This is a genomic window from Pseudomonas paracarnis (genome assembly GCF_904063055.1).
GTDB classification, from domain to species: Bacteria; Pseudomonadota; Gammaproteobacteria; order Pseudomonadales; family Pseudomonadaceae; genus Aquipseudomonas; species Aquipseudomonas paracarnis.
In genome coordinates this window covers 161,914-186,130 of the sequence record NZ_CAJFCN010000008.1, presented here as the reverse complement: position 1 = coordinate 186,130, position 24,217 = coordinate 161,914, and the positions used below count along the sequence as shown (strand labels likewise).

Annotated in this window: 23 protein-coding genes; 15 read left to right on the top strand and 8 right to left on the bottom strand. The window is 60.8% G+C overall.

All coding sequences use genetic code 11. From position 1 onward, the window contains the following. Nucleotides 1–69 precede the first annotated feature (69 nt). Entirely contained in the window at nucleotides 70–327 is a 258-nt protein-coding gene (locus tag JMV15_RS18500) for a hypothetical protein (RefSeq protein WP_003190018.1), read from the bottom strand. Nucleotides 328–484: 157 nt separating this feature from the next. On the opposite strand from JMV15_RS18500, the gene JMV15_RS18495 reads away from it, so the two are divergent. The 4 genes from JMV15_RS18495 (at nucleotide 485) to JMV15_RS18480 (ending at nucleotide 4,199) form a co-directional block, all read left to right on the top strand. Beyond that, complete coding sequence (locus JMV15_RS18495; RefSeq protein WP_038449580.1) at nucleotides 485–961, top strand: PaaI family thioesterase; 477 nt, start codon at nucleotides 485–487, stop codon at nucleotides 959–961. Then, nucleotides 958–1,410: a PaaI family thioesterase gene (locus JMV15_RS18490; RefSeq protein WP_038449582.1), complete on the top strand. Its 453-nt coding sequence runs from the start codon at nucleotides 958–960 to the stop codon at nucleotides 1,408–1,410. The genes JMV15_RS18495 and JMV15_RS18490 overlap by 4 nt, the downstream gene beginning before the upstream one ends. Before the next feature lie 89 nt (nucleotides 1,411–1,499). Then, nucleotides 1,500–3,404, top strand: a complete 1,905-nt coding sequence (htpG, locus tag JMV15_RS18485; protein WP_014717738.1) for a molecular chaperone HtpG — start codon at nucleotides 1,500–1,502, stop codon at nucleotides 3,402–3,404. 66 nt (nucleotides 3,405–3,470) lie between these two features. Continuing rightward, nucleotides 3,471–4,199, top strand: a complete 729-nt coding sequence (locus JMV15_RS18480; RefSeq protein WP_038449584.1) for a dienelactone hydrolase family protein — start codon at nucleotides 3,471–3,473, stop codon at nucleotides 4,197–4,199. Between the two features lie 99 nt (nucleotides 4,200–4,298). On the opposite strand, the gene JMV15_RS18475 is transcribed toward JMV15_RS18480, so the two are convergent. Both JMV15_RS18475 and JMV15_RS18470 read right to left on the bottom strand, forming a co-directional pair. Further along, a complete protein-coding gene (locus JMV15_RS18475; protein ID WP_020301699.1) occupies nucleotides 4,299–5,165 on the bottom strand; it encodes a pirin family protein in 867 nt (288 codons plus the stop codon). Nucleotides 5,166–5,227: 62 nt separating this feature from the next. After that, on the bottom strand, nucleotides 5,228–5,644 hold the full coding sequence (locus JMV15_RS18470; RefSeq protein WP_014717741.1) for an OsmC family protein: 417 nt from the start codon (nucleotides 5,642–5,644) through the stop codon (nucleotides 5,228–5,230). Between the two features lie 139 nt (nucleotides 5,645–5,783). Between JMV15_RS18470 and JMV15_RS18465 the strand changes: the two genes are divergently transcribed. Both JMV15_RS18465 and JMV15_RS28890 read left to right on the top strand, forming a co-directional pair. Continuing rightward, nucleotides 5,784–6,806, top strand: a complete 1,023-nt coding sequence (locus JMV15_RS18465) for an amidohydrolase family protein (RefSeq protein WP_038449587.1) — start codon at nucleotides 5,784–5,786, stop codon at nucleotides 6,804–6,806. A 96-nt stretch (nucleotides 6,807–6,902) separates the two neighbouring features. After that, nucleotides 6,903–8,528, top strand: coding sequence for a methyl-accepting chemotaxis protein (locus JMV15_RS28890; protein ID WP_038449589.1), 1,626 nt, complete (start codon nucleotides 6,903–6,905; stop codon nucleotides 8,526–8,528). Nucleotides 8,529–8,714: 186 nt separating this feature from the next. Here the strand turns inward: JMV15_RS28890 and fabB are convergent, their stop codons facing one another. From fabB to JMV15_RS18435, 5 genes are all read right to left on the bottom strand, one after another. Further along, entirely contained in the window at nucleotides 8,715–9,935 is a 1,221-nt protein-coding gene (gene fabB / locus JMV15_RS18455) for a beta-ketoacyl-ACP synthase I (RefSeq protein ID WP_003190033.1), read from the bottom strand. An 11-nt stretch (nucleotides 9,936–9,946) separates the two neighbouring features. Continuing rightward, nucleotides 9,947–10,462, bottom strand: coding sequence for a 3-hydroxyacyl-[acyl-carrier-protein] dehydratase FabA (gene fabA / locus JMV15_RS18450; protein ID WP_003190035.1), 516 nt, complete (start codon nucleotides 10,460–10,462; stop codon nucleotides 9,947–9,949). A 249-nt stretch (nucleotides 10,463–10,711) separates the two neighbouring features. Beyond that, nucleotides 10,712–12,613, bottom strand: coding sequence for an ATP-binding protein (locus JMV15_RS18445; protein WP_014717744.1), 1,902 nt, complete (start codon nucleotides 12,611–12,613; stop codon nucleotides 10,712–10,714). After that, nucleotides 12,610–13,539 (bottom strand): ABC transporter substrate-binding protein, encoded by a 930-nt coding sequence (locus JMV15_RS18440; RefSeq protein WP_038449591.1) that lies wholly within the window; start codon nucleotides 13,537–13,539, stop codon nucleotides 12,610–12,612. The genes JMV15_RS18445 and JMV15_RS18440 overlap by 4 nt, the downstream gene beginning before the upstream one ends. Before the next feature lies 1 nt (nucleotide 13,540). After that, on the bottom strand, nucleotides 13,541–15,661 hold the full coding sequence (locus JMV15_RS18435) for a TonB-dependent receptor plug domain-containing protein (protein ID WP_317147082.1): 2,121 nt from the start codon (nucleotides 15,659–15,661) through the stop codon (nucleotides 13,541–13,543). A 195-nt stretch (nucleotides 15,662–15,856) separates the two neighbouring features. Here JMV15_RS18435 and JMV15_RS18430 point away from each other — a divergent pair, with 195 nt between their 5' ends. The 9 genes from JMV15_RS18430 to JMV15_RS18390 all read left to right on the top strand — a co-directional run bounded on the left by JMV15_RS18430 (nucleotide 15,857) and on the right by JMV15_RS18390 (nucleotide 24,143). Beyond that, entirely contained in the window at nucleotides 15,857–16,882 is a 1,026-nt protein-coding gene (locus JMV15_RS18430; protein WP_014717747.1) for an NAD(P)H-dependent glycerol-3-phosphate dehydrogenase, read from the top strand. Between the two features lie 10 nt (nucleotides 16,883–16,892). After that, the gene (locus JMV15_RS18425; protein WP_014717748.1) at nucleotides 16,893–17,240 is read left to right on the top strand and encodes a DUF4389 domain-containing protein; all 348 of its coding nucleotides are present in this window, start codon (nucleotides 16,893–16,895) and stop codon (nucleotides 17,238–17,240) included. Further along, entirely contained in the window at nucleotides 17,237–17,686 is a 450-nt protein-coding gene (gene sixA / locus JMV15_RS18420; protein ID WP_014717749.1) for a phosphohistidine phosphatase SixA, read from the top strand. The genes JMV15_RS18425 and sixA overlap by 4 nt, the downstream gene beginning before the upstream one ends. 522 nt (nucleotides 17,687–18,208) lie before the next feature. Continuing rightward, nucleotides 18,209–19,858: an AMP-binding protein gene (locus JMV15_RS18415; protein ID WP_038449594.1), complete on the top strand. Its 1,650-nt coding sequence runs from the start codon at nucleotides 18,209–18,211 to the stop codon at nucleotides 19,856–19,858. Between the two features lie 30 nt (nucleotides 19,859–19,888). Further along, nucleotides 19,889–20,332, top strand: coding sequence for a hotdog fold thioesterase (locus JMV15_RS18410; RefSeq protein ID WP_003190054.1), 444 nt, complete (start codon nucleotides 19,889–19,891; stop codon nucleotides 20,330–20,332). A 97-nt stretch (nucleotides 20,333–20,429) separates the two neighbouring features. Then, on the top strand, nucleotides 20,430–21,233 hold the full coding sequence (locus JMV15_RS18405; protein ID WP_014717752.1) for an alpha/beta fold hydrolase: 804 nt from the start codon (nucleotides 20,430–20,432) through the stop codon (nucleotides 21,231–21,233). Then, complete coding sequence (locus JMV15_RS18400; protein WP_020301706.1) at nucleotides 21,230–22,084, top strand: alpha/beta hydrolase; 855 nt, start codon at nucleotides 21,230–21,232, stop codon at nucleotides 22,082–22,084. Before JMV15_RS18405 ends, JMV15_RS18400 begins: the two co-directional genes overlap by 4 nt. A 102-nt stretch (nucleotides 22,085–22,186) precedes the next feature. Continuing rightward, nucleotides 22,187–23,005, top strand: coding sequence for a DUF4892 domain-containing protein (locus tag JMV15_RS18395; RefSeq protein ID WP_019816697.1), 819 nt, complete (start codon nucleotides 22,187–22,189; stop codon nucleotides 23,003–23,005). Between the two features lie 73 nt (nucleotides 23,006–23,078). Then, complete coding sequence (locus tag JMV15_RS18390; RefSeq protein ID WP_003190063.1) at nucleotides 23,079–24,143, top strand: AI-2E family transporter; 1,065 nt, start codon at nucleotides 23,079–23,081, stop codon at nucleotides 24,141–24,143. Nucleotides 24,144–24,217: the final 74 nt, after the last annotated feature.

The window sequence follows — 24,217 nt, the reverse complement described above, 5'->3', positions numbered from 1 at the left end:
GCAGACAAAGAAAAGCCCGCTTTAATCAGCGGGCTTTCTTTTGCTGCAATACTGCTTTAAACCCTGCGATTACTGCTTGGCAGGTTCTGCAGGTGCGGCAGGTGCAGCTTCTTTTGCAGCAGCTTCGTTCGATTCGGCCTGAGCTTTGGCAGCTTCAGCGTTTTCTTTCGCAGCGTCGTTCACTTTATCCTGTGCTTTAGCCATGTCTTGCTGTGCTTGCTCAGAGTGTGCAGCGGCATCTTGGGCTTTGTCTTCGGATTTCTTGTCGCAGGCAGCCAGACCGAGAGCAGCGGCCAGCATCATGGAAATAGCTAATGTCTTACGCATGGGGTGTTTCTCCTTATTGAAGATATCTACTGGCCTTTCGAACCCAAGGGGCCAGCATTAGTTCCTTATGTCCCACAGATATATAGCATGTTTCGTACAGGAACTTTACCCAGTCATTCCAATCCGCCGAATTCACACTAATAAGAGTCTAAAAACAATGACCGAAAACCCTTTGTTAGAGCGTGCCGTGCGCTTCGTTTCGGCCCTGCGCCATTGCCAGGTGCTGGGTGTGGCGGTGCATGAAGCCAGCGAGGAGGGCATGACCCTCGTACTGCCTTATGGGCCGCATATTGTCGGTGACCCCCTGAGCGGGGTGATCCACGGCGGCGCGCTGACCTCCTTGATGGACACCGCGTGCGGCATGGCGACCCTGTGCGTACTGCCCGAGTTCGAGGTGTGCCCCACCCTGGACCTGCGTATCGACTACATGCATCCCGCCGAACCCCATAAGCCGGTGTATGGCTTCGCGCAATGCTACCGGGTGACCACCGACGTGATCTTCACCCGTGGCGTTGCCTATCAGGATGACCCGCAACAACCTATCGCCCATGTGGTGGGCACATTCATGCGCATGGGCAAGCGCCTCAAAGGCACCCAAGGCTTGGGCACTGTCGTCAAGGGAGAGCAGGCATGACGCATCGGTTCAAGACGCGCCTGGAGCAAGCCCTCGATCGTGGCGACTGTGACGCGCTGCTCGAGTTGGTGCCTTATGCCAGGTTGATCGGCATCGAATGCACCCGGCTGGGGGATGAGTTGCTGTTTCGCCTGCCGGCCAACCAGGACAATATTGGTAACCCCATATTGCCGGCGCTGCATGGCGGGGTGATCGCCGGCTTCATGGAGTTGGCAGCCGCCCTGCACCTGATGGTGTTCACGGGCGCTCCGGGCCTGCCGAAAATCATCGACTTCTCCCTGGATTACCTGCGCGCCGGCCAGTTTCGTGACACCTATGCCAAGTGCCAGGTATGGCGCCAGGGCCGGCGCGTGGCCAACGTGGCGATTACCGCCTGGCAGAGCACACCGGCCGAACCGATTGCCACCGCCCGCGCACATTTCAAGATTGAGGAATTGGCCCGCCCTTGAAATCCTGGCCTGAGCCCCCAACTTTGATGACAACCCGCCGCCAACCCTTTCGGGCGCGGCCACTGCCATCCAATTGGAGTTTGATGACCATGAGTGTGGAAACTCAAAAGGAAACCCTGGGCTTCCAGACCGAGGTGAAGCAACTGCTGCACCTCATGATCCATTCGCTGTATTCCAACAAGGAAATTTTCCTTCGCGAATTGATCTCGAACGCCTCTGACGCTGTCGACAAATTACGTTTCGAAGCCCTGTCCAAGCCTGAGTTGCTGGAAGGCGGCGCGGAACTGAAGATCCGTGTGAGCTACGACAAAGACGCCAAGACCGTCACCCTCGAAGACAACGGTATCGGCATGAGCCGTGACGATGCGATCACCCACCTGGGGACCATCGCCAAGTCCGGCACCGCAGATTTCATGAAGAACCTGTCGGGCGACCAGAAAAAAGACTCTCACCTGATCGGCCAATTCGGCGTGGGCTTCTATTCGGCCTTCATCGTCGCCGACAAGGTTGAAGTATTCAGCCGCCGCGCCGGCCTTGACGCCAGCGAAGGCGTGCACTGGGCTTCCAAAGGCGAGGGCGAATTTGAAATCGCCACGATCGACAAGGCTGACCGCGGCACCCGCATCGTGCTGCACTTGAAAGCCGGTGAAGACGAATTCGCCGATGGCTGGCGTCTGCGCAACATCATCAAGAAGTACTCCGACCACATCGCGTTGCCGATCGAGTTGCCCAAGGAACAGACCGTTGCCGAAGGCGAAGAAGCCCCGGCGGTAGAGTGGGAAACCGTCAACCGCGCCAGCGCCCTGTGGACCCGTCCGCGTACCGAGATCAAGGACGAGGAATACCAGGAGTTCTACAAGCACATCGGCCACGACTACGAGAACCCGCTGAGCTGGAGCCACAACAAGGTTGAAGGCAAGCTCGAATACAGCTCGCTGCTCTACGTACCGGCCCGTGCTCCGTTCGACCTGTACCAGCGTGAAGCGCCAAAAGGCCTGAAGCTGTACGTGCAGCGCGTGTTCGTAATGGACCAGGCGGAATCCTTCCTGCCGCTGTACCTGCGCTTTATCAAAGGTGTGGTCGACTCCAACGACCTGTCGCTGAACGTGTCGCGGGAAATCCTGCAGAAAGACCCGATCATCGACTCCATGAAGTCGGCGCTCACCAAGCGCGTACTCGACATGCTGGAAAAGCTGGCGAAGAACGAGCCTGAGCAATACAAGAGCTTCTGGAAAAACTTCGGCCAGGTCATGAAAGAAGGCCCGGCGGAAGATTTTGCCAACAAGGAAAAAATCGCCGGTTTGCTGCGTTTTGCCTCGACTCAGGGTGAAGACGGCGAGCAGGTTGTGTCCCTGGCTGACTACCTGGCACGTGCCAAGGAAGGTCAGGACAAGATCTACTACCTGACCGGCGAAACCTACGCCCAGGTCAAGAACAGCCCGCACCTGGAAGTCTTCCGCAAGAAAGGCATCGAAGTGCTGCTGCTGACCGACCGTATCGATGAGTGGCTGATGAGCTACCTCACCGAGTTCGACGGCAAAACCTTCGTCGACGTGGCCCGTGGTGATCTGGACCTGGGTAACCTGGACTCCGAAGAAGAGAAGAAAGAAGCCGAAGAAGTCGCCAAGTCCAAAGAGGGCCTGGTTGAGCGCATCAAGGCTTCCCTGGGCGAAGCGGTGAGTGAAGTGCGGGTTTCCCACCGCCTGACCGACTCTCCTGCGATCCTGGCCATCGGCGAGCAGGACCTGGGCATGCAGATGCGCCAGATCCTGGAAGCCAGCGGCCAGAAAGTGCCGGATTCCAAGCCGATCTTCGAATTCAACCCGTCTCACCCGCTGATCGAGAAACTCGATGGCGAGCAGAGCGAAGAGCGGTTTGGTGACCTGTCGCACATCCTCTTCGACCAGGCCGCCCTGGCAGCCGGCGACAGCTTGAAGGACCCGGCCGCGTATGTGCGCCGACTGAACAAGCTGTTGGTTGAATTGTCGGTTTAACACCGTTGTAGAAAAACCCGCTTCGGCGGGTTTTTTCGTTTGTGCGCACCTCAACTGGAGTGAATCATGAGCCAAGTCACTGTACGTTCCGTGGTCTATCAGATTGATGGCCAGTCTTATGAAAGCCGTCTGGCGTTCGATGCCAGCCACAAGGGCCCGTTGCCGGGACTGCTGATGGCGCCGAACTGGATGGGCGTGAGTGGGGGGGCCGAAGAGATCGCGAAGGCCGTTGCCGGCAAAGGCTACGTGGTGTTGATTGCCGACCTCTACGGGCAAAACGTACGTCCTTCAAATGGCGATGAAGCGGGCGCGGCGATGATGCCGTTGAAGAATGATCGCCCGTTGCTGAACAAGCGCATGCAAGCAGCGTTAGAGCAACTGCAAGGCCAGACTGAGGCAGCAGTGGACACCTCGAAACTGGCCACCTTCGGCTTCTGCTTTGGCGGTTGCTGCTCCCTGGAGCTGGCCCGTACCGGCGCGCCGCTGAAGGCTGCCGTGTCGTTCCATGGCACCCTGGATACACCGAACCCGGCGGATGCGAAGAACATCAAGGGGTCAGTGCTGGTGCTGCATGGCGCCTCGGACCCGTTGGTGCCCCAAGAGCAACTGCCGGCGTTCGAAGATGAAATGAACGCGGCGGGTGTGGATTGGCAGTTGCTCAGCTACGGCGGTGCGGTGCATTCCTTCACCGACCCCCATGCCAATGTGCCAGGCAAGATGATGTACGACGCCAAGACCGCTGCGCGGGCTTTCCAGTCGATGCATAACTTGTTGGATGAAGTGTTCAAGGGCTGATTCCTCAGCGCCTGATCGGACGCCATCGCAGGCAAGCCAGCTCCTACATTCTAAAATGTGTATACCCATCAAATGTGGGAGCTGGCTTGCCTGCGATAGCTATTTCACAGGCAACTCGATTCTTTCTGACTCCCCCGGCACAGTGGGCCAATCCCCAGCCGCCCAACGCTGTCTCGCCTGCTCGATCACCGCCGGATCACTCGCCACAAAATTCCAGTTGATCCGCCGTGGCCCATCCAGCGGCGCCCCGCCAAATACCATCAGGTGGCAATCACTCTCGGCATACAGGGTCATCTCCTGCCCAGTCGGCAATACCACCAAGCTGTTGACCTCCAGGGCTTCACCGTCCAACTGCACCTCACCCTCCAGCACATACACCGCACGTTCCTCATGTTCATCAGGAATCAACAGGGTGGTGGCGGTTTGCATCTGTACCTCGGCATACAGCGTCGGCGACAGTACCGGCACCGGTGACCTGAGGCAAAAACCATCACCGGCGATCAAACGCACCTGCACGCCGAGGTTATCGCTTTTCGGCAAGCTCGCCGCTGGGTGATGGCTGTAGTGTCCCGGCCCGGTCTCGTGGTCCTTGGGCGAGGCCAGCCATACCTGCAGGCCGTGCAGGTTGAAGCCACTGGCCTTGACCGCTTCAGGTGTGCGCTCGACGTGGGCAATCGCGCTGCCGGCGGTCATCCAGCTGACATCGCCGGCTTGCACCACCTGGTCCGAGCCAAGGCTGTCCTTATGCTGCAAGACGCCTTCAAACAGGTAAGTAAGGGTGGACAGGCCGATATGGGGATGCTGGCGGATATTCATGCCGTTACCCGGTGCGTAGCGGGTCGGCAGCATGTGGTCGAAAAACACAAAGGGCCCGACGCTGCGGCATTCACGCGAGGGCAGGGGCCGCAGGATAGGCTGGCCTTCTACATCTTCGGGGCGAGGGCGAATCACGGTGAGAGTGGTCATGGGCATCCCAGTCTGAGCGGGTTAGATGCTTTGAGCATAACCCGCTCGATGGGAAGGTGGGGCTATTGGCTGAAGGCACCTTCCGACAATTTTGTCTCGATAGTGACTTCGGCAGTGGTCATCAGCTTATGTACCGGGCATTTATCGGCGACGCGGTGCAGTTCATCGCGCTGGGCGTCGGTGAGTACGCCCTTGAGGGTCAGCTTGACGTTGAGCTTGTATTTACCCTTTTGCTCTTCGGCGCTGTCGTGAGTGACCTCCACGGTCACGCCGGTCAGCGGGATAGCTTTTTTCTGCGCGTAGAGCCTCACGGTCAAAGCTTTGCACGACGCCAGCGCAGCATCGAAATAATCGTGGGGGGAGGGCGCCGAATCGTCACCGCCCAGGCTCTTGGGCAGGTCGGTAAACAGCTCGTGATTATTGATATTCACGCTGTGACGAAAGTTTTCAGCGTTCAGCGTATTGACGGTAACAGGCATGGCAAACCTCATAAGGGCGCAGGATGAAGGTCATGCAGTTATAGAGCATGCTGGCACTCCAGTGTTCCGGTTTTTTCCATGCTGAACCCTGAAGGCTGGCGCAAGGTCTACCCGTATCAGCCCATATTGAGGTTTTACCGTGTCTGGAACCCGCCTGAGTCTTGCCTTGTTGCTTGCCATCAGCAGCCTTCCCGCGCAGGCCCGTGACTATGCCTACAGCGACGCGCACCTGCATTACGTGGATTTCTTTCAGGAGAGCGCCGGCATGGACAAGCTGCTCAAGGCCATGGCGGACAACCGCATTGAGCACGTCATGATTTCCGGGATTCCCGTGGCCAAGAAATGGCACGAAGACGAGCCCAAGCGTCCGCGCTATTACGCCGGTGACGACGCCGATGCTTATTGGTACAGCGCCACGGATGTGATCGTCGCGGCGGCAGTGAATAAACTTTCTCCTGCGCAACGCCAGCACTTTCACCCGTTCCTCGCCGGTTTCAATCCCAACGACAAGAACTCCGCCGCCCACATCCAGCGCATGCTCGACCTCAACCCTGGGCTGTGGCAGGGCATCGGTGAAGTGTTTACCCGCCATGATGACCTCACCGCGCTGACTTCCGGCGACACGCCGCGTGCCAATAACGAAGCCATGACGCGCATCTACCACCTGGCGGCCGAAAACGACCTGCCGGTGATGCTGCATTCCAACATTACCTCCAAACGTGAGCGCAACCCACTGTACCTGGCGGAAGTCGAGCAGCCGTTACGCAACCACCCGCACACGCGTTTTATCTGGGCCCATGCCGGTACCAGCAAGGAAATTCACCGTCATCAGGTGCAGATGGACTTTTTGTTGCCTACCCTGACGCGCCTGCTTGAGGCGTACCCCAACCTGTATATCGACCTGTCCTGGAGCATGCTCACGCCCTATCTGCTGGATGACGCCGGCAAGCCACGGCCGCAATGGGTTGCGCTGGTGGAGCGCTTCCCGGATCGCTTCATGCTCGGCTCCGATGTTGTGGGGCGCTTCAATAAGTTGGGCAAAGAGATGCGCCGTTTCGATCCTTTCCTCGATGCGTTGCCCGAAGACGTTGCCCACAAGGTTGCGCGCGACAACTTCCTCGCCATCCTGCCCAAGCCGCATCGCGATGGCGACGCGCGTTGATATCGCGTTTTGATCTTACGCCAATGACCTCAGGTGCCGATAACGTCCAAGAGACCCGCTGCAGGTGGATGCAGTACTTTTGGAAGGAACGCTGGCATGAATATCCGCAGTTTGAATATCGCCCCTCGCGCCGGCCTGGGCTTTGGTGTGCTGGCGTTGATGGTGTTCGTCTTGGGCGGCTTTGCCCTGTTGCAGATGGCTAATATGCGCCAGCAGTCGGACCAGGTGGAGACCAACTGGCTGCCCAGCGTCATGGCGGTGGGGGAGATGAATCAGGATGTGTTGCGCATTCGGGCGCTGACGTTGCGCTTGCTGGTCAACCGCGACCCCCAGGCGGTGGCGCAGAACGAGCAGAAAATCGCCGAGATCAAAACCGGCTTGCATCACGCTGAAGGCGTGTACGAGGCATTGATCGTCTTGCCTGAGGAGCGGGTGCTGTTTGATCGCTTCAAGCTCGAGGAGCAGCAGTACCTGCAACGCCAGGAGCAGGTGGTGGGCTTATCCAAGGCTAATCGGCTGGAGGACGCCATTGCGGTGGTCAATGGCGAAATGAATCAGATGGCCGACCAGATGGCCGTGACGCTGCGTGAGTTGGTCAATCTGAACAAGTCCAGCGCCAACGAGGCCGCCCGGCTGGCACAGCAGGTGTTCAGCCAGTCGCGGGTCTGGGTGATGGTCATGATTGGCGTCACGGCGTTAATCACGATTGGCCTGGCGGTGTGGCTGACACGCAGCATCGTGCTGCCGTTGGCACAGTCGTTGAAAGTGGCCCAGGGCGTTGCCAGTGGCGACTTGACGGGCGACATCAGGCTCAGTGGCAGCGACGAGCCAGCGCGCTTGCAACAGGCGCTCAAGCGTATGCAGGAGAGCTTGCGCGACACTATCCGGCGCATATCAGAATCATCGAACCAATTGGCGTCGGCTTCCGAAGAGCTCAGTTGCGTCACCGAGGATGCGACCCGTGGCTTGCACCAGCAGAACCAGGAAATCGAACAGGCGGCCACGGCCGTCAATCAGATGACGGTGGCGGTGGAGGAGGTGGCGAGCAATGCCGTGGCCACGTCCCAGGCGTCTCGCGAATCCGACCGTATTGCCCAGCAAGGGCGTGAACAGGTGCAGCAGACGGTGGTCTCGATTGAAGCCCTCGCCACCGATGTGACCGCCAATGTGACCCAGGTCGAAGCGCTGGCGCTAAAGGTCTATGGCATCAGCACAGTGCTGGATGTGATTCGCTCGATTGCCGAGCAAACCAACTTGCTGGCACTGAACGCGGCGATTGAAGCGGCGCGAGCAGGGGATGCCGGGCGCGGGTTTGCGGTGGTAGCCGATGAGGTGCGGGCCTTGGCTCATCGCACACAACAGTCGACCCAGGAAATCGAGCAGATGATCAGCGGGATTCAGCAGGGCACCGACCAGGCTGTCAGCTCGATGCAACAGAGCAACACACGGGCGCGCTCCACACTGGAGATCGCCAAATCGGCGGGCATGGCCCTGGAAGAGATTGCCTCGGCATTCACCTTGATCAACGAACGCAACCTGGTGATTGCCAGTGCCTCGGAGCAGCAGGCGGCGGTGGCGCGGGAGGTGGATCGTAACCTGATGAATATCCGCGACCTGGCACATCAGACCTCTACCGGCGCTAATCAGACCAGCGCAGCGAGCCAGGAGTTGTCGCGGTTGGCGGTGGATCTGAATTCGATGGTGGCGCGGTTTTCGGTGTAGGGCGGGGAACCGGGTTGGCCCAATCGCAGGCAAGCCAGCTCCCACACTGGACCGTATTCCTTCAGGGTGAACGCGGTCGAAGGTGGGAGCTGGCTTGCCTGCGATAAAGGCGACGCGGTTTCAAATCAAAGCACAAAAAAAGCCCCGAACCAGTCGGGGCTTTTTCATGTGATCAACCTGCGGGGCTTACTTGCCCTGCCAGCGCTTCAGTACCAGGGTGGCGTTGGTGCCACCGAAGCCAAAGCTGTTGCTCATCACGGTGTCGATCTTGGCGTTTTCAACGGTCTTGGTCAGGATCGGCATATCGGCCACAACCGGATCAATCTCGTCGATGTTGGCCGAGCCGGCCATGAAGTTGCCTTCCATCATCAGCAGGCAATAGATCGCTTCGTGAACGCCAGCGGCGCCCAGGGAGTGACCCGACAGGCTCTTGGTGGAGCTGATTTTTGGAGCCTTGTCGCCAAATACCGCACGCACGCCTTCCATTTCCTTGGCATCGCCGACCGGGGTCGAGGTGCCGTGGGTGTTCAGGTAGTCGATTGGGGTGTCGACGGTGGACATTGCCATCTGCATGCAGCGGATGGCGCCTTCACCGCTTGGCGCAACCATGTCGTAGCCGTCGGACGTCGCGCCATAGCCAACGATTTCCGCGTAGATCTTCGCGCCACGGGCCAGGGCGTGTTCCAGCTCCTCGACCACCACCATGCCACCACCGCCGGCGATGACGAAACCGTCACGCTTGGCGTCGTAAGCGCGGGAGGCTTTTTCTGGGGTTTCGTTGTACTGGGTGGACAATGCACCCATGGCGTCGAACAGGAACGACTGGCTCCAATGCTCTTCTTCACCGCCGCCGGCAAATACGATGTCCTGCTTGCCCAGTTGGATCTGCTCAACGGCAGTCCCGATGCAGTGGGCGCTGGTGGCGCATGCGGAGGAGATCGAGTAGTTCACGCCCTTGATCTGGAATGGCGTAGCCAGGCAAGCGGAAACGGTGCTGCCCATGGTCCGCGTGACACGGTAAGGGCCGACGCGCTTCACGCCTTTTTCGCGCAGGATATCCAGCGCTTCCATCTGGTTGAGGGTCGATGCGCCGCCGGAGCCGGCGATCAGGCCGGTGCGTACGTTCGAAACCTGGTCTTCGCTCAAGCCGGAGTCCGCGATCGCGTCTTTCATGGCCAGGTAGGCGTAGGCGGCAGCGTGGCCGACGAAGCGATAGATCTTGCGATCGATCAGTTCTTCGAGGGGCAGGTCAATGGAGCCGGAAACCTGGCTACGCAGACCCATTTCGGCATATTCCGGGTTGAAGCGGATGCCAGGGCGACTTGCACGCAGGTTAGCGGTGACGGTCTCTTTGTCATTGCCCAGGCAAGAAACGATGCCCAGACCAGTGATAACGACGCGGCGCATGCGGATAACCCTTAAAAGTTGTCAGTGGAAGTAAATACGCCGACCCGAAGGCCTTCGGCAGTATAGATCTCGCGACCGTCGACAGTCACCGAACCGTCGGCGATGGCCAGGTTCAGCTTGCCCTTGAGGACGCGCTTGATTTGAATGTTGTAGGTGACTTTCTTGGCGCTCGGCAGTACCTGGCCAAAGAACTTCACTTCGCCCGAACCCAGGGCGCGACCGCGGCCCGGCAGGCCTTGCCAGCCCAGGTAGAAACCGACCAGCTGCCACATGGCATCAAGGCCCAGGCAGCCTGGCATCACAGGGTCGCCTTCGAAGTGGCAAGCGAAGAACCACAGGTCAGGGGTGATATCCAGCTCGGCGACCAATTCACCTTTGCCGTACTTGCCACCCTCTTCGCTGATATGGGTGATGCGATCCACCATCAGCATGTTCGGGGCGGGCAGTTGCGCGTTACCTGGGCCGAACAGCTCACCGCGACTGCAGCGCAGCAGGTCTTCCCGAGTAAAGGCGTTTTGTTTGGTCATGCGAGCTCCTCAATAATCCCATGCGGCTGGGTTGGGCAAATCTTCCCGAACCGAATGAAGCGTTCATGCCTCATAGCGGCAGCCTACACATAGACTATTGCGTTGTAGTGAAAGTCACAGCGGCAAGGCACTGAATGTACACTTGTTCACTGAAATTTTAAACCGGGCCTGTTTATCAGCCCGTTCGGGTGCCTAAGACTGCCCCACTTTCGTCTTTCACGCCAGTCGCAGTTGGCTGATGGCGCGGCGCTATTGCACCCAGCGCTGCAGGATTTGCTGCAAATCCGTGCGTTTGAACGGCTTGGCCAGGTAATCGTTCATTCCGGCTGCCAGGCAGGCTTCGCGATCGCCCTGCAAGGCGTTGGCCGTCAGGGCGATGATCGGCAGATCGGCGCAGCCAGGCAGTTGGCGAATCTGCCGCGTGGCCTCGTAGCCATCAATCAAGGGCAGGCGGCAATCCATCAGGATGGCGGTGAAAATCAAGCTCTCGGCGCTGCGGATCGCCTCGGCGCCGTCCGTGGCCAGGCTGACTTCGAAGCCCAGGCTGCGCAGCATCGCTTCGACCACGGTGCGGTTGACCGGGTTGTCCTCCACCAACAGTACGTGGCGCCCATCGCCCGCGCTGGCTTTGCCAAGCGCATCAGGAGCGGCGACCGGCACATGCTGCTGGTCAATGGCCAGCGGAATCTCCAAGGTGAACACTGAGCCTCGACCTTCTTCGCTCTGGGCGCGCAAGGTGCCGCCCATACGTTCGGCCAGGGTGCGCGCAATCGGCAGGCCCAGGCCCGTGCCACCGTAACGCCTGGAAATGGAGCTGTCGGCCTGCTGGAAGGCATCGAACATCAAATCCAGGCGTTCGGCAGAAATACCGATGCCGCTGTCGCGCACGGTGCAGGTGAACCACAGCAACTCATGGTCCAGGGTTTGCCAGTGGGGCTCGACGGTCACGCTGCCATGTTCGGTAAATTTCAATGCATTGCCGATCAGGTTTACCAGAATCTGGCGGATCCGCGTCGGGTCGCCGCGCACCCGCAGGGCTTCCAGGCCCATGGGGATGGGCAACTCCAGGCTCAGCCCGCGCTGTTGGGCACTGTGCTGGAACGCTTGGGCGCAGCTGCTGATCAGGTCCGCCAGGTTGAACGGAATATGCTCCAGCTCCAGTGCGGCGCGTTCAATGCGTGAGAAGTCGAGGATGTCATTGATCACCTTGAGCAAGTGCTCGGTAGACTCCGAAGCCAGCGCCGCATACTCGGTCTGCTCCTCGGTCATCTCGGTGGTTTCCAGCAGTTGCAGCATGCCCAGCACGCCATTCATGGGCGTGCGCAGTTCATGGCTCATCATCGCCAGGAAATCCGACTTGGCGTTGTTCGCCCGCTCGGCTTCTTCACGGGTCTGGATCAACTGGGCCATGGCTTGTTGCTGTTCGCGACTGGCCTGGTGAAGGCCCTCGGCCAGGTTGTTGATATGCCGCGAGAGGTCGCCCAGTTCCGAGTCATCGACGATGGGCAGTGGCGTCTTGTAATCGCCTTGCTGGATGGCCTTGACCGCATGCCCCATGGCGCTGATCGGCTTTGACAGGCTCGCCGACAAGCGCCGCGCCAGCAGGAAGGTAAACAGCAGGGCGAACAAGGCCAGGATCCCGGCCTTGAACAGGATCTCCTGCTGGCGCTGGCTGAACGCATCATTGGACATGCCCACGATCACCCGCCCCAGGTAGTCCGCGCGGGGGGCCTTGGGTTCGTTGAGGTTGTCCTGGAAAAAGTCATTGTTGAGCTGGATGTGTTGCAGGCGGATCGGTGCCTGGAACACCTTCACCGACAGCGAGCGATCATGTCGCTCGGACGGCTGCTCCACGTACACCAGGATGTTCTCGGCGCTGTCCTGGATCTCCAGGAAGCGTACATGGGGCGTGGCCAGGGTTGCACGCAGCAGGGATTCAAGCACGTCGTTGTTGCCGGAAATCACGCCGTACTCAGTGGCGGGCGCCAGCTGGTTGGCGATCAATTGACCGGTGTGGTCCAGTTCCTGGCGCAAATCCTGGATGCGCACAAAGGTGAAGAAGGTGATGAGCAGCAGGGTCAACAGCAGCGCGGGGCCCAGGGTAATGAGCTGGGTGCGGGTGTTGATATCCCAACGACGACGCAAGGTCATGGACGTTGTTCTCCTTCGGCCAAGCGGGCGGCAACGGCGACTTCATCGACCTGTTCGATGCCCAGTGAGCGTGCGACTTGCGGGTTGCCCACGACTTTGAAGTGTTCAGGGTAGAGCGTGTGCGGCCAATTGGCCGGCGGCTGGTCCAGCAGATGGTCCAGCACGGCGAGCCAGTCGGCCTGATCGCTGTAGGTGCTGGCCAGGCTGCCGGCCCGCACAAAGCCGGCATTGGGCCCCACCAACGGCAGTTGTCGGGCGTAACTGCTCAGCAACAGGTTTTTTACGGTTTTGGGGTTGTACAGGTTCGGATCGTCCAGGCCCAGTAGCACGTCGCTGTTCCTGAACAGGTTTTGCAGCGGGCGGCTGTCACTGGTGTTGTCCCAGAGCTGGGGCACGATTTCCAGGCCTATGGGCTTGGCGGCCTGCATCAGTTCGCGCAGCAGGAACTCACTGCTGGCATCGTAAAGCACGCCAACGCGCTGGGCCTGGGGCAGGATATGGGCGATCAGGCGCAACTGACGCTCCAGCGGCGGGTCGCTCCAGAGCAGGCTGATTTTCGCCGGGTGCGTGTTGCCCAGGCGTTGCCGGGCCTGGAGGCGGCTGATGCGCAACACCAGAGCGGGCGGCCCCTGGGCATCCTGCAGGCGCCAGTCGAGGCCGGGCAGGTCGAGGAGGATCAAACGGGTGCTGGCGGGCAAGTCCCTGGGCGCCGGCAACTCGTTGAGGGGGGTAAAGCTGACCTGGTCGTTGGGGCGCTGTTGGGCAAGGGCCTGAGTAAAGGCGCGCACACCGGCACCGTCCTCGGCGGCCGTGAGCAGGATGCTGGCACTCCAGGCCGGCGCTGCCAGCAGCAGGCACGCCAGCAGCAGGCCGCGGCGCCACAATCGTGAAACCAGGAGGCGTGTCATCCGTGACTGATCGGCCATGTCAGAAGTCCAGCTCGGCGCTGAAGTAGAGAACGTGGCGATGGTCGTAGTTGTTGTCCGCCCAGGTGGTGGGTTGGTTATCCAGGCGTTGTTGCAACATGCCCGCCAGCTCCACGTTGGTTTTGCCTACGGCAATGCGCTTGGCCACCCGCAGGTCGACCCGCTGGAAGCGATATTGGTTGAGTGCGTCGTCGCCATAGTAGAACAAGGCGCTGGACCACCCCTGGCCCCATTCACGCAGCCAACCGGCCGAGCCGCTGTTACGCGCGGTTTGCGCTTTGTCCAGCGGGTTGCTGGAGGTGGCGTCTACATAAGCATAGGTCAGGCGCAGGCGGTCGGCGCTACTCACGCGCCAGTCGAACTGTGACTCGGCACCGGTGAAGCGCGAGCTGTTGGCGTTACTGGCGATGTACTGGTTGTTGCGCAGCGGCGAGCTGATCATGTCGGTGATTTCGTCATAGAACAGCTTCACGTCGACATTCAGCCCCAGCTCGGCAAAGAAGCCGTTGTAGCCCAGCTCGCGTGAGCGCATCAACTCTTTGTCGAGGTTGCCGGGGCCGCGCGTCACGACAAAATATTGCCCGGCGTTTTGCCCGTAGGTCGGGGAGCTGAGATTGGTGACACGGTAGCTCCAGTTGACGTTGTTCTCGAACATGTCCGGCGAGCGGATCGCCTCGGAGTAAACCGCGCGCAAGCCGTGGCGGGGGTTGATCAGGTAATTGACCGCCACACGGGGCGTCAGCGAGTTACCGCTCAGGTGCGTGTCTTCGTACATGGCGCCACCTTGCAGCAGCCAGTGTTCGCTGGCGCGCCATTCCAGATGCCCGAACAGACGCCAGGTGGTGTCGTCCAGGGTGCCATTGAAGTAGGTCTCGGAGTCGGCGCGGTCGTAGCGGTAATTCATGCCGCTGACCAGGCGCAGGCTGTCGGAGAGGCTGAGCGTGTCCTGAATCTCCACGTCGTAGCGGCTTTCACGGGCGCTCTGGTCGATATCGCCGCACACGCTCTGGTTGGCGCCGTTGCGCCACTGGCCCAGCACCTGATTGGCCAAGGCCTGTTCGGCGGCGCTGCCGGGTGGTGCGGAGCCTTGGCTGTAGGTGTCCATGTGCCGCGCCAGCTGTTCGGCATAGTTGGGGTTGAGCTGCCATAGCTGGGTCAGCTCCGGGCTGAACGAGACCTTGGCGTCACAGGCTTTCCAGATTTGCTTGCGGTCCCATTGCTGTGCCGAACCTTGGATATACAGGCTGTGGTCGGGGTTGAAGTCGAAGTTCCAGCGCAGGGAGCCCGCATAGTCTTTGGCGGTGGCGTCGGAATTGCTACCGCCTTCGGTAATCCCGGCAAACACCGGGGTGTAGGTATAAGGGCGCTGGTTCGTGCCTTCCTTGACGTTCAGTTGCCAATCGAGGCTTTGTTGCCCATTCAAGGTCTGGCTCACCGCCAGGCTGAAACGGTTGAGACGGCGCCCGTCACGGCGGTCGGCGCCGGCTGCGTCGCTGTCAAAACCATCGTCCTGTTGCCCGGACAGGGACAAGCGCAAATCGCCGGTCTCCCAGCCCACACCCTGGCTGGCATAGAAGTCATTGATGCCACGTTCGCCACGGACCACCTTTATCCGTGAACCCTGGCTGTTGGCCGGCGAGCGGGTGAGGATATTCACCACCGCCATCAGTGCATTGGCGCCGTAGCTGACGGTGTTGGGGCCGCGAAAGACCTCGATGCGCTCGATATCCTCCATGGCCACCGGGATATCGCTCCAGTCCACCGTGGCCAGGCCAGCGCGGTAGACCGAGCGCCCGTCGATCAACACCTGCATGCGCCGGGCATCACTGGCGCTGGTGCCGTGGTAGTTCACCGAGGCCTGGTTGCCGCTGGTGTAGCCGACCATCATCCCGGGAACCAGCCGCAGCAGTTCCGAGATGTCCCGGGCACCACTGGCCTTGATCAGCTCGCTGTCGATCACCGTCATGCTGCCGGGCACGGCGGCGGCCGATTGCTTGAGGCGCGTGGCGGTCAAGACCTGGGGCAGCGGCTGGCTGTCGAGGAACAGGTCGTCGGCCTGTGCGCAGGTAGCGCACACCAGCATCAATAACAGTGATGAGCGAGGAGGAGGGCCTAGATACACGGCACGGCCTTGTTAATTGCGGATAGCCGACCATGTTAACCGAGGCGCGGCTATTTGCCAGTCGTCGGACTTGCATTTACTTCGCACACCCGTGGCATTTTCTGACAAAACCGCGAATTGATAGGGGGGCTGGCCGCAAGCCGGGCGCCCCGTATAATGCCGCCATCGCCACTGGTATGGATTAACGGATTGCATATGACTGAACAGCGCCCTATTGCGGTCCTGGGAGGCGGAAGTTTTGGTACCGCCGTGGCTAACCTGCTGGCCGAGAACGGCCACGCGGTGCGTCAGTGGATGCGCGACCCCGAGCAGGCCGAAGCCATTCGCGTGCATCGCGAAAACCCCCGTTACCTTAAAGGTATCAAGATTCATCCTGCCGTCGAACCGGTGACCGACCTGCTGGACACCCTCACGGCTTGCGACCTGTGCTTCGTCGCGCTGCCTTCCAGCGCCTTGCGTTCGGTATTGGCGCCCCACGCCGAACGCCTGGCTGGCAAGTTGTTGGTCAGCCTGACCAAGGGTATCGAAGCCCACACCTTCAAGTTGATGAGTGAAATCCTCACCGAGATCGCCCCTCAGGCGCGCATTGGCGTGCTGTCCGGGCCAAACCTTGCGCGGGAAGTCGCCGAGCACGCGTTGACCGCCACCGTGGTCGCCAGTGAAGACGAGGCCTTGTGCGAGCGCGTCCAGGCGGTGCTGCATGGCCGTACTTTCCGGGTCTACGCCAGCGCTGATCGCTTCGGCGTCGAATTGGGCGGGGCCTTGAAAAACGTCTACGCGATCATCGCCGGCATGGCCGTGGCCCTGGGCATGGGCGAAAACACCAAGAGCATGCTGATCACCCGTGCCCTGGCCGAGATGACGCGTTTTGCGGTGAACCAGGGCGCCAACCCCATGACCTTCCTCGGCCTGGCGGGCGTGGGTGACTTGATCGTCACCTGCTCATCGCCTAAAAGCCGCAACTATCAGGTTGGATTTGCCCTGGGCCAAGGGCTGAGCCTGGAGGAGGCGGTGACGCGCCTGGGTGAAGTGGCCGAAGGGGTCAACACCCTCAAGGTTTTGAAGGCCAAGGCCCAGGAAGTGGGCGTGTACATGCCGCTGGTCGCCGGGCTGCACGCGATCCTGTTCGAAGGGCGCACCTTGAACCAGGTCATCGAGTTACTGATGCGGGCCGAGCCCAAGACCGATGTCGACTTCATTTCCACCAGTGGTTTTAACTGAGGAGCGCGTCATGAACGATCCCAAAGCTGCCCCCCCATACGAGTCGATTGTCTTGCGCATCCTGTGGATGCTGGTGTTTGCGCTGGTGTGGCAGGTGGCGCAATTCCTGCTCGGCGCGTTGGTGGTGGTGCAATTGATTTACCGGCTGGTCTACGGAGCGCCGAACCTGGGCCTGATGAACTTTGGCGACAGCCTCAGCCAGTTCCTGGCGCAGATTGGCCGCTTCGGCAGCTTCCACACCGAGCAAAAGCCCTGGCCGTTCGCCGATTGGCCAACCCCACGTGCGCCCGAAGGCGAAGCGGCCCACAGCGTACCGCCGGCACCGCACCCGGTGCGTGATGAAGAGCCGAAGCTATGAAGGTATGGATTCTGCGTCACGGTGAAGCTGAAGGGCACGCACCCACGGACGCCGAGCGCAACCTTACCGAGCATGGGCGTGCCGAAGTCTTGCGCAGTGCTGCGCACCTGATTGGCCAGCCCTTGGGCGCCATCATTGCCAGCCCTTATGTAAGGGCGCAACAGACGGCGCAGTTGGTGCGCGATGTGCTGGGGTTTCAGCCCGAAATCCGTACTGTGCCGTGGCTGACGCCCGATGGGGATGTTCAGCGAGTGCTGGAGAAACTCGACAGCGATGACGACGTGCTGTTGGTCAGCCACCAACCGCTGGTGGGCAGCCTGATCAGTTTTTTGCAGCATGGGCATCAGCGTCAGCCACAGCCGATGTACACGGCCAGCCTGGCGGAGCTTGAGGGTGATTTTCCGTTGGCGGGGTTGATGAGTCTGGTGGGTGTGAAGAATCCCTAGGCATCGTGCGACGCTGTGGCGAGGGCGCTTGCTCCCGCGACGGCCTGCCGCCGACGCCTATCTCGCTGACACCCCGCGATCCAACTGTGGGAGCTGGCTTGCCTGCGATGACGGCTTAACAGCCGACGCCTATCTACATGACACCCCGCAATCCAAATGTGGGAGCTGGCTTGCCTGCGATGACGGCTTGACAGCCGACGCCTATCTACATGACACCCCGCAATCCAAATGTGGGAGCTGGCTTGCCTGCGATGACGACCTGACAGGCGACACTGTTATACCGAGTACATATCCATTCCTGCGGTAACGGCCACTTAGAGTTCCGCCCTGACTTTTGGAAAAGGACCCGGAATTCCGGCCAGCGTGGTTCGACAGGGCGCCTGAGATCAAGATCAAGAGCAGATCAAGAGCGGCTCGCTTCGCATCGTGGTTAGCGACAAGCCATTTCCTTTACCTGTGCTATACCGTCAACCAAGCAAGTGCTTGGTCGGCTGTATCTCGGATCACAAAGGAGCGCGTCCCATGCCTGTCGCTTTTCGTTTGCCGTTGCAGGTCTTCTTCGAGCGTGAAGCGCGGCACCCGCGCAAAGTCTTCCTCGTTCAGCCCATCGGCGACGGTGAGGTGCAGGCCCTCACCTGGGGCGATGTCGGCCACCAGGCCCGTTGCGCCGCGCACTGGCTGCGCGCGCGGGAGTTGCCCCAGGGTTCGCACATTGCCTTGATTTCAAAAAACTGCGCCCACTGGATCATCGCCGACCTGGCGATCTGGATGGCCGGGCATGTGTCGGTGCCGCTTTATCCCAACCTCACCGCGGACTCAGTCGCCCATGTGCTGACTCACTCGCAGGCGCGGTTGGCGCTGATCGGCAAGCTTGATGATTGGTCGGCGATGGCGCCTGGCATCCCTGCGGGTGTCCCGACTATCAGCCTGCCGCTGTGTCCTGACGGGGCTTTCGATTTCAACTGGGCGAACCTGCAAGCCTGCTCGCCGATTCAGGACAACCCGCTACCGGATGCCGACAGCCTGGCTACCATCATCTACACCTCCGGCACGACCGGCCTGCCCAAAGGGGTGATGCACAGTTTCGGCGCCTTGGGGTGTGCTGCCACGCGCGGTACTGAGTTGTTTGGCCTGGGAGAGGATGACCGGTTGCTGTCGTACCTGCCGCTGTGCCATGTGGCGGAGCGAATGTTTGTGGAAATGGCGTCGATCTATACCGGGCAAACCGTTTTTTTTGCTGAGAGCCTGGAGACCTTCCTGACCGATTTGCGCAGGGCGCGGCCGACGGCCTTGTTTGGCGTGCCGCGCATCTGGACCAAATTCCAACTGGGCGTCTACGCCAAAATCCCGGAAAAAAGGCTCGATATGCTGTTAAGCCTGCCTTTTATCGGCAAGCGCGTCGGCCATAAAGTCCTCGCCGGTCTGGGGCTGGATGCGCTGCGTATCGCTCTTTCCGGCGCGGCGCCGGTGCCCGAGGCGTTGCTGCGTTGGTATCAGCGCCTGGGCCTGGATGTGCTGGAGGTGTATGGCATGACCGAAAACTGCGGCTATTCCCATGTGTGTCGCCCAGGTGGGCAAACGCTTGGTTGGATCGGCCAGCCCTGCCCAGGCGTGCAAGTGCGTATCGACCCGTCAGGCGAAGTGCAGGTACACAGTGGCGCGACCATGTTGGGCTACTTCAAGGACCCGCAGAAAACCGCGGATACGCTCACCGCAGATGGCTTCCTGCGCACGGGTGACAAGGGCGAGCAGGACGCGGACGGTCGCCTGCGCCTGACCGGACGCCTCAAGGAAATTTTCAAGACCAGCAAAGGCAAATACGTGGCCCCGGCGCCGATTGAAAACCGCCTGGCCGAACATGCACGTATTGAACAGGTGTGTGTGGTCGGCGAGGGGCTCAGCGCGCCGATAGGGCTGTGCGTGTTGTCGGCACCCGGCGAGGACCGCCAAGCCCTCGGCAGTGGTCTTGAACGCTGGCTGGCACAGGTGAACGCGGGTCTGGACAAGCACGAACGCATGGGGCAATTGGTGGTGGTGAAAGACCACTGGGCGGTGGAAAACGGTTTTCTCACGCCGACCTTGAAGATCAAACGCAACGTGATCGAGTCGACGTACGGGCCACAATTGCAAGCATGGAGCGCGCGCGCCGAAACCGTTCTGTGGCAGGATTAGGGTCGTAATAAAACCAACAAGGACAACCGTATGAGCCTGTGGCGTACCCAACCGAATATCGAACACCTCAACGCGATCCAGAAAAACACCATCGGTGAAATGCTGGATATTCGTTTCGAAAGCTTCGACGACGAATCCCTTACCGCCAGTATGGCGGTCGACCACCGCACCCATCAGCCCTACGGCCTGCTGCACGGCGGGGCCTCGGTGGTGCTGGCCGAAAGTGTCGGCTCCATGGCCGCCTACTTGTGCATTGATGCAAGCAAGTTCTATTGCGTGGGCCTGGAGGTCAACGCCAACCATCTGCGCGGTGTGCGCAGCGGTCGGGTGACGGCGGTGGCCAAGGCTATTCATATCGGGCGCACTACCCAAGTGTGGGACATCCGTTTGAGCAGCGACGAGGGCAAGGCCAGTTGTGTCTCGCGCCTGACCATGGCCGTGGTGCCGCTGGGTGAACAACCGCCGGCGCGATAGGCGTGGCGTGAGTGTCATCATTCCTGGCAGTTACAGTCATTGCTGTAGAGGCCGGGCATGGTGACAATCCCCCTCTGTTTTTGTTGATGGAACCTGTATGTCGCAGCACGTGTTTTTTACCCACGCCAATGGCTTCCCTTCGGCCACTTACGGCAAGCTGTTTGCCGCCCTGGCCCCGGAATATGCGGTGGCACATCTGCCGCAGCACGGTCACGACCCCAGGTTCCCGGTGGATGATAACTGGCAGAACCTGGTGGACGAACTGATCCACCATCTGGAGCAGCAGCCAGAACCGGTATGGGGCGTTGGCCATTCCCTGGGAGGCGTGCTGCATTTGCACGCGGCCATGCGCTGCCCGCACCTGTACCGGGGCGTGGTGATGCTGGATTCGCCGGTGCTCACCCGCGCAGACCGCTGGGTGATCCGCGCTGCCAAGCGCTTTGGTTTTATCGACCGCCTCACCCCGGCTGGGCGCACGCTTGGCCGGCGCGAAGAATTCACCGACCTGGACACCGCGCGCAGCTATTTCGCCGGCAAGACCCTGTTCCGTGGCTTTGACCCCGATTGCTTTGACGCGTACCTGCAACATGGTCTGCAGCAAGTGGGCGATCGCCTGCGCCTGCGGTTCGACCCAGCCACCGAAATCAGCATCTATCGCGGCGTGCCCCACACCAGCCCGGGCCAGGTGCGCCAGTTGAAGGTGCCGCTGGCCGTGGTGCGTGGCCGCCAGAGCCGGGTGGTGATGCGTCACCATGCCAGCGGTGTCGACCGCTTGCCCATGGGCGAAATGCTCACCATGCCCGGGGGCCATATGTTCCCTCTTGAACGCCCCCAGGACACCGCTGCCTTGATCAAAAACCTGTTCGCCCGCTGGCAGGCCCGCGAGCGCAGTTGCGCATGAGTACGCCTGTCGAAGAGGTTCGCCTGAGCTTGCCGCACATCGAATTGGCCGCGCATCTGTTCGGGCCCGAGGATGGGCTGCCGGTGATTGCTTTGCATGGCTGGCTGGACAACGCCAACAGCTTTGCGCGCCTGGCGCCCAAGTTGCACGGGTTGCGCATCGTCGCCCTGGACATGGCGGGGCATGGGCATTCGGCGCACCGCCCGGCTGGCGCCGGTTATGCCTTGTGGGATTACGTCTACGACGTGCTGCAGGTGGCCGAGCAACTGGGCTGGAAACGTTTTGCATTACTTGGCCACTCCCTTGGCGCCATAGTCTCCCTGGTGTTGGCCGGGGCCTTGCCGGAGCGGGTGACACACCTGGGCCTGATCGACGGCGTGATCCCACCGACCGCCAGCGGCGAGAACGCGGCCGAGCGCCTGGGCATGGCGTTGCAGGCGCAATTGAGCCTGCAGGACAAGCGCAAACCCGTCTACAACAGCCTTGATCGGGCCGTTGAGGCGCGGATGAAAGGCGTGGTGGCGGTCAGCCGTGAAGCGGCGCAACTCCTGGCCCAGCGCGGTTTGATGCCGGTGCCGGGCGGTTACACTTGGCGCAGCGATAGCCGCCTGACCCTGGCGTCGCCGATGCGCCTGACCGATGAACAGGCCATGGCTTTCGTGCGAAGGGTAGGGTGCCCTACCCAGTTGGTGGTCGCGGCTGACGGCATGCTGGCGAAACATTCCGAATTGCTTTCTCAGCTACCTTTCACGGTTACCACGCTGCCAGGCGGCCATCATTTACACCTGAATGACGAGCCCGGTGCAGCTCTTGTTGCAGACTGTTTCAATCGGTTCTTCTCCACGCCTTGACTTGGCGGGGTCAACTGCCGAGGCTGGGCGGATTGAAAGGGAGTCAACCATGAACACACTCAATATTGCTGTGACCACCATTGGCCAGGGCTCATTGATCCGATGAGCCTGGGTAAAGGATGTATCCGTGCCCTTGGCCTTTGCTGTTTCAGCCCCCTGGTATTTGCCGCCGATCTGCCCGGCAGCCAGGATTTACCGGCGGTAGCCCGTCAGGTTGATGCGCAAATCGTCGATTACCGCCCTGCTGAAGACAAGGAACGCATCTACCCCATGGGCGCAATCCGCAAGATCAGCGGCCAGTTGCGCTACGAAGGCCAGGCCATCGCACGCGGCCCAGCCACTGCCATCACCTATGAACTACCCGCCGAACACAGCTCCAGCGCCGCCTTTACCGCAACACGCGAAGCCTTGCAGGCCAAGGGCGCGCAGTTGTTGTTCTGGTGCAAGGCCCGCGATTGTGGCGAAAGCAGCCTGTGGGCCAACGAGGTGTTTGGTAACGCCAAGCTAGTGGGCGCCGACGGCCAACAGGAGTACCTGCTGCTTCGCCTGGCCGCCCCGCAGGACAATTCCCTGGTCGCGCTGTATGGCATTACCCGCGGTAACCGTCGCGCCTACCTGCATGTGGAGCAACTCGACGCCAGCGCGCCTCTGGGCAACCTGCTGCCCACCTCGGCCACCCTGCTGCGTGAACTCAAAAGCACCGGCGAGCTGGATTTCCCCGCGCTGGGCGCCGAGCCTGATGACACCTGGCTGACCTTGATATCCCGTGCCTTGAACCTCGACACCACCCTGCGCGTGAGCCTGAGCGGGCCGCACACCGAGGCCTGGCGCCAGGCGCTGGTGGAGAAGGGCGTGCGCACCGCCCGTCTGGAAACCGGCGCCGGTGAAACCCAAGGACTGCATCTGCATCTGATACGCTAAGCATCACACGGGCGAACGGACCCGCGCCGTTCGCCTAAGCTCTCTTCCTACAGCCTTCTTCTCGAGATACCCGATGCTCAATAACGATCGCCTGCTGGTGCAAATCCTGCTGCTGGTGCTGTTTGGTGCCAGCTTCTGGGTCATGGCGCCGTTCTGGTCGGCGCTGTTCTGGGGCGCGGTGCTGGCATTTGCCAGCTGGCCGCTGATGCGTTTGCTCACCCGTTGGCTCGGCGGCCGGGAGTCCCTGGCCGCTGGCATCTTGACGTTGGGCTGGATGTTGCTGGTGGCGGTGCCATTGGTATGGCTGGGGTTCAACCTGGCGGACCATGTGCGTGATGCGGTGGCGCTGATCAAGGACATCCAGGTCGACGGCTTGCCCGAGGCGCCGACCTGGTTGGGGTCGATCCCCTTTGTAGGCGAGCGCCTGGTGGCGACCTGGGACAGCATTGATCAACAAGGCGCGGCGCTGATGGTGAGCATCAAGCCGTACCTGGGCCAGGTCGGCAATTGGTTGTTGGCGCGCAGTGCGCAAATTGGCGGCGGCATTCTCGAGCTGACCCTGAGCCTGGTCTTCGTATTCTTTTTCTACCGTGACGGGCCGCGCCTGGCGATGTTTGTGCACCGCCTGTTGGAGCGCCTGATCGGCGAACGCGCCGGCTATTACATCGAACTGGTGGCTGGCACGGTACAGCGAGTGGTCAATGGTGTGATCGGCACCGCTGCGGCCCAGGCGCTGCTGGCGCTGATCGGCTTTCTGATCGCCGGCGTACCGGGCGCGCTGGTGCTGGGTATCGTGACTTTCCTGCTCAGCCTTATTCCCATGGGGCCGCCGCTGGTGTGGATCCCGGCCACGGCGTGGCTGGCGTGGAAGGGCGACTACACCTACGCGGTATTCCTGGGCGTGTGGGGCACGTTCGTGATCAGCGGCGTGGATAACGTGCTCAAGCCGTACCTGATCAGCCGTGGCGGCAACCTGCCGTTGGTGATTGTGTTGTTGGGTGTATTTGGCGGGTTGATAGCGTTCGGCTTTATCGGCCTGTTTATTGGCCCGACGTTGCTGGCGGTGGCCTACAGCCTGTTGACAGACTGGAGCGCGAGCCAGGCGCAAGTGCGTCGTGAAGACAAACCGTGTAACTGATGGGTGTACCTAACTGTGGTGCGCCGCGGTACTTGTGGGAGCTGGCTTGCCTGCGATAGCGGTGGGCCAGCCAA

Excerpts from the sequence above, each read along its gene's own strand:
- JMV15_RS18475 (WP_020301699.1), bottom strand. The coding sequence starts at position 5,165 with ATGACCACTCTCACCGTGATTCGCCCTCGCCCCGAAGATGTAGAAGGC.
- sixA (WP_014717749.1), top strand. The coding sequence starts at position 17,237 with ATGAAGGTATGGATTCTGCGTCACGGTGAAGCTGAAGGGCACGCACCC.
- JMV15_RS18415 (WP_038449594.1), top strand. The coding sequence starts at position 18,209 with ATGCCTGTCGCTTTTCGTTTGCCGTTGCAGGTCTTCTTCGAGCGTGAA.
- JMV15_RS18495 (WP_038449580.1), top strand. The coding sequence starts at position 485 with ATGACCGAAAACCCTTTGTTAGAGCGTGCCGTGCGCTTCGTTTCGGCC.
- JMV15_RS18410 (WP_003190054.1), top strand. The coding sequence starts at position 19,889 with ATGAGCCTGTGGCGTACCCAACCGAATATCGAACACCTCAACGCGATC.
- fabB (WP_003190033.1), bottom strand. The coding sequence starts at position 9,935 with ATGCGCCGCGTCGTTATCACTGGTCTGGGCATCGTTTCTTGCCTGGGC.
- JMV15_RS18480 (WP_038449584.1), top strand. The coding sequence starts at position 3,471 with ATGAGCCAAGTCACTGTACGTTCCGTGGTCTATCAGATTGATGGCCAG.
- JMV15_RS18445 (WP_014717744.1), bottom strand. The coding sequence starts at position 12,613 with ATGACCTTGCGTCGTCGTTGGGATATCAACACCCGCACCCAGCTCATT.
- htpG (WP_014717738.1), top strand. The coding sequence starts at position 1,500 with ATGAGTGTGGAAACTCAAAAGGAAACCCTGGGCTTCCAGACCGAGGTG.
- JMV15_RS18425 (WP_014717748.1), top strand. The coding sequence starts at position 16,893 with ATGAACGATCCCAAAGCTGCCCCCCCATACGAGTCGATTGTCTTGCGC.
- JMV15_RS18390 (WP_003190063.1), top strand. The coding sequence starts at position 23,079 with ATGCTCAATAACGATCGCCTGCTGGTGCAAATCCTGCTGCTGGTGCTG.
- JMV15_RS18395 (WP_019816697.1), top strand. The coding sequence starts at position 22,187 with ATGAGCCTGGGTAAAGGATGTATCCGTGCCCTTGGCCTTTGCTGTTTC.
- JMV15_RS18500 (WP_003190018.1), bottom strand. The coding sequence starts at position 327 with ATGCGTAAGACATTAGCTATTTCCATGATGCTGGCCGCTGCTCTCGGT.
- JMV15_RS18405 (WP_014717752.1), top strand. The coding sequence starts at position 20,430 with ATGTCGCAGCACGTGTTTTTTACCCACGCCAATGGCTTCCCTTCGGCC.
- JMV15_RS18400 (WP_020301706.1), top strand. The coding sequence starts at position 21,230 with ATGAGTACGCCTGTCGAAGAGGTTCGCCTGAGCTTGCCGCACATCGAA.
- JMV15_RS18440 (WP_038449591.1), bottom strand. The coding sequence starts at position 13,539 with ATGGCCGATCAGTCACGGATGACACGCCTCCTGGTTTCACGATTGTGG.
- JMV15_RS18430 (WP_014717747.1), top strand. The coding sequence starts at position 15,857 with ATGACTGAACAGCGCCCTATTGCGGTCCTGGGAGGCGGAAGTTTTGGT.
- JMV15_RS18470 (WP_014717741.1), bottom strand. The coding sequence starts at position 5,644 with ATGCCTGTTACCGTCAATACGCTGAACGCTGAAAACTTTCGTCACAGC.
- JMV15_RS18490 (WP_038449582.1), top strand. The coding sequence starts at position 958 with ATGACGCATCGGTTCAAGACGCGCCTGGAGCAAGCCCTCGATCGTGGC.
- JMV15_RS28890 (WP_038449589.1), top strand. The coding sequence starts at position 6,903 with ATGAATATCCGCAGTTTGAATATCGCCCCTCGCGCCGGCCTGGGCTTT.
- fabA (WP_003190035.1), bottom strand. The coding sequence starts at position 10,462 with ATGACCAAACAAAACGCCTTTACTCGGGAAGACCTGCTGCGCTGCAGT.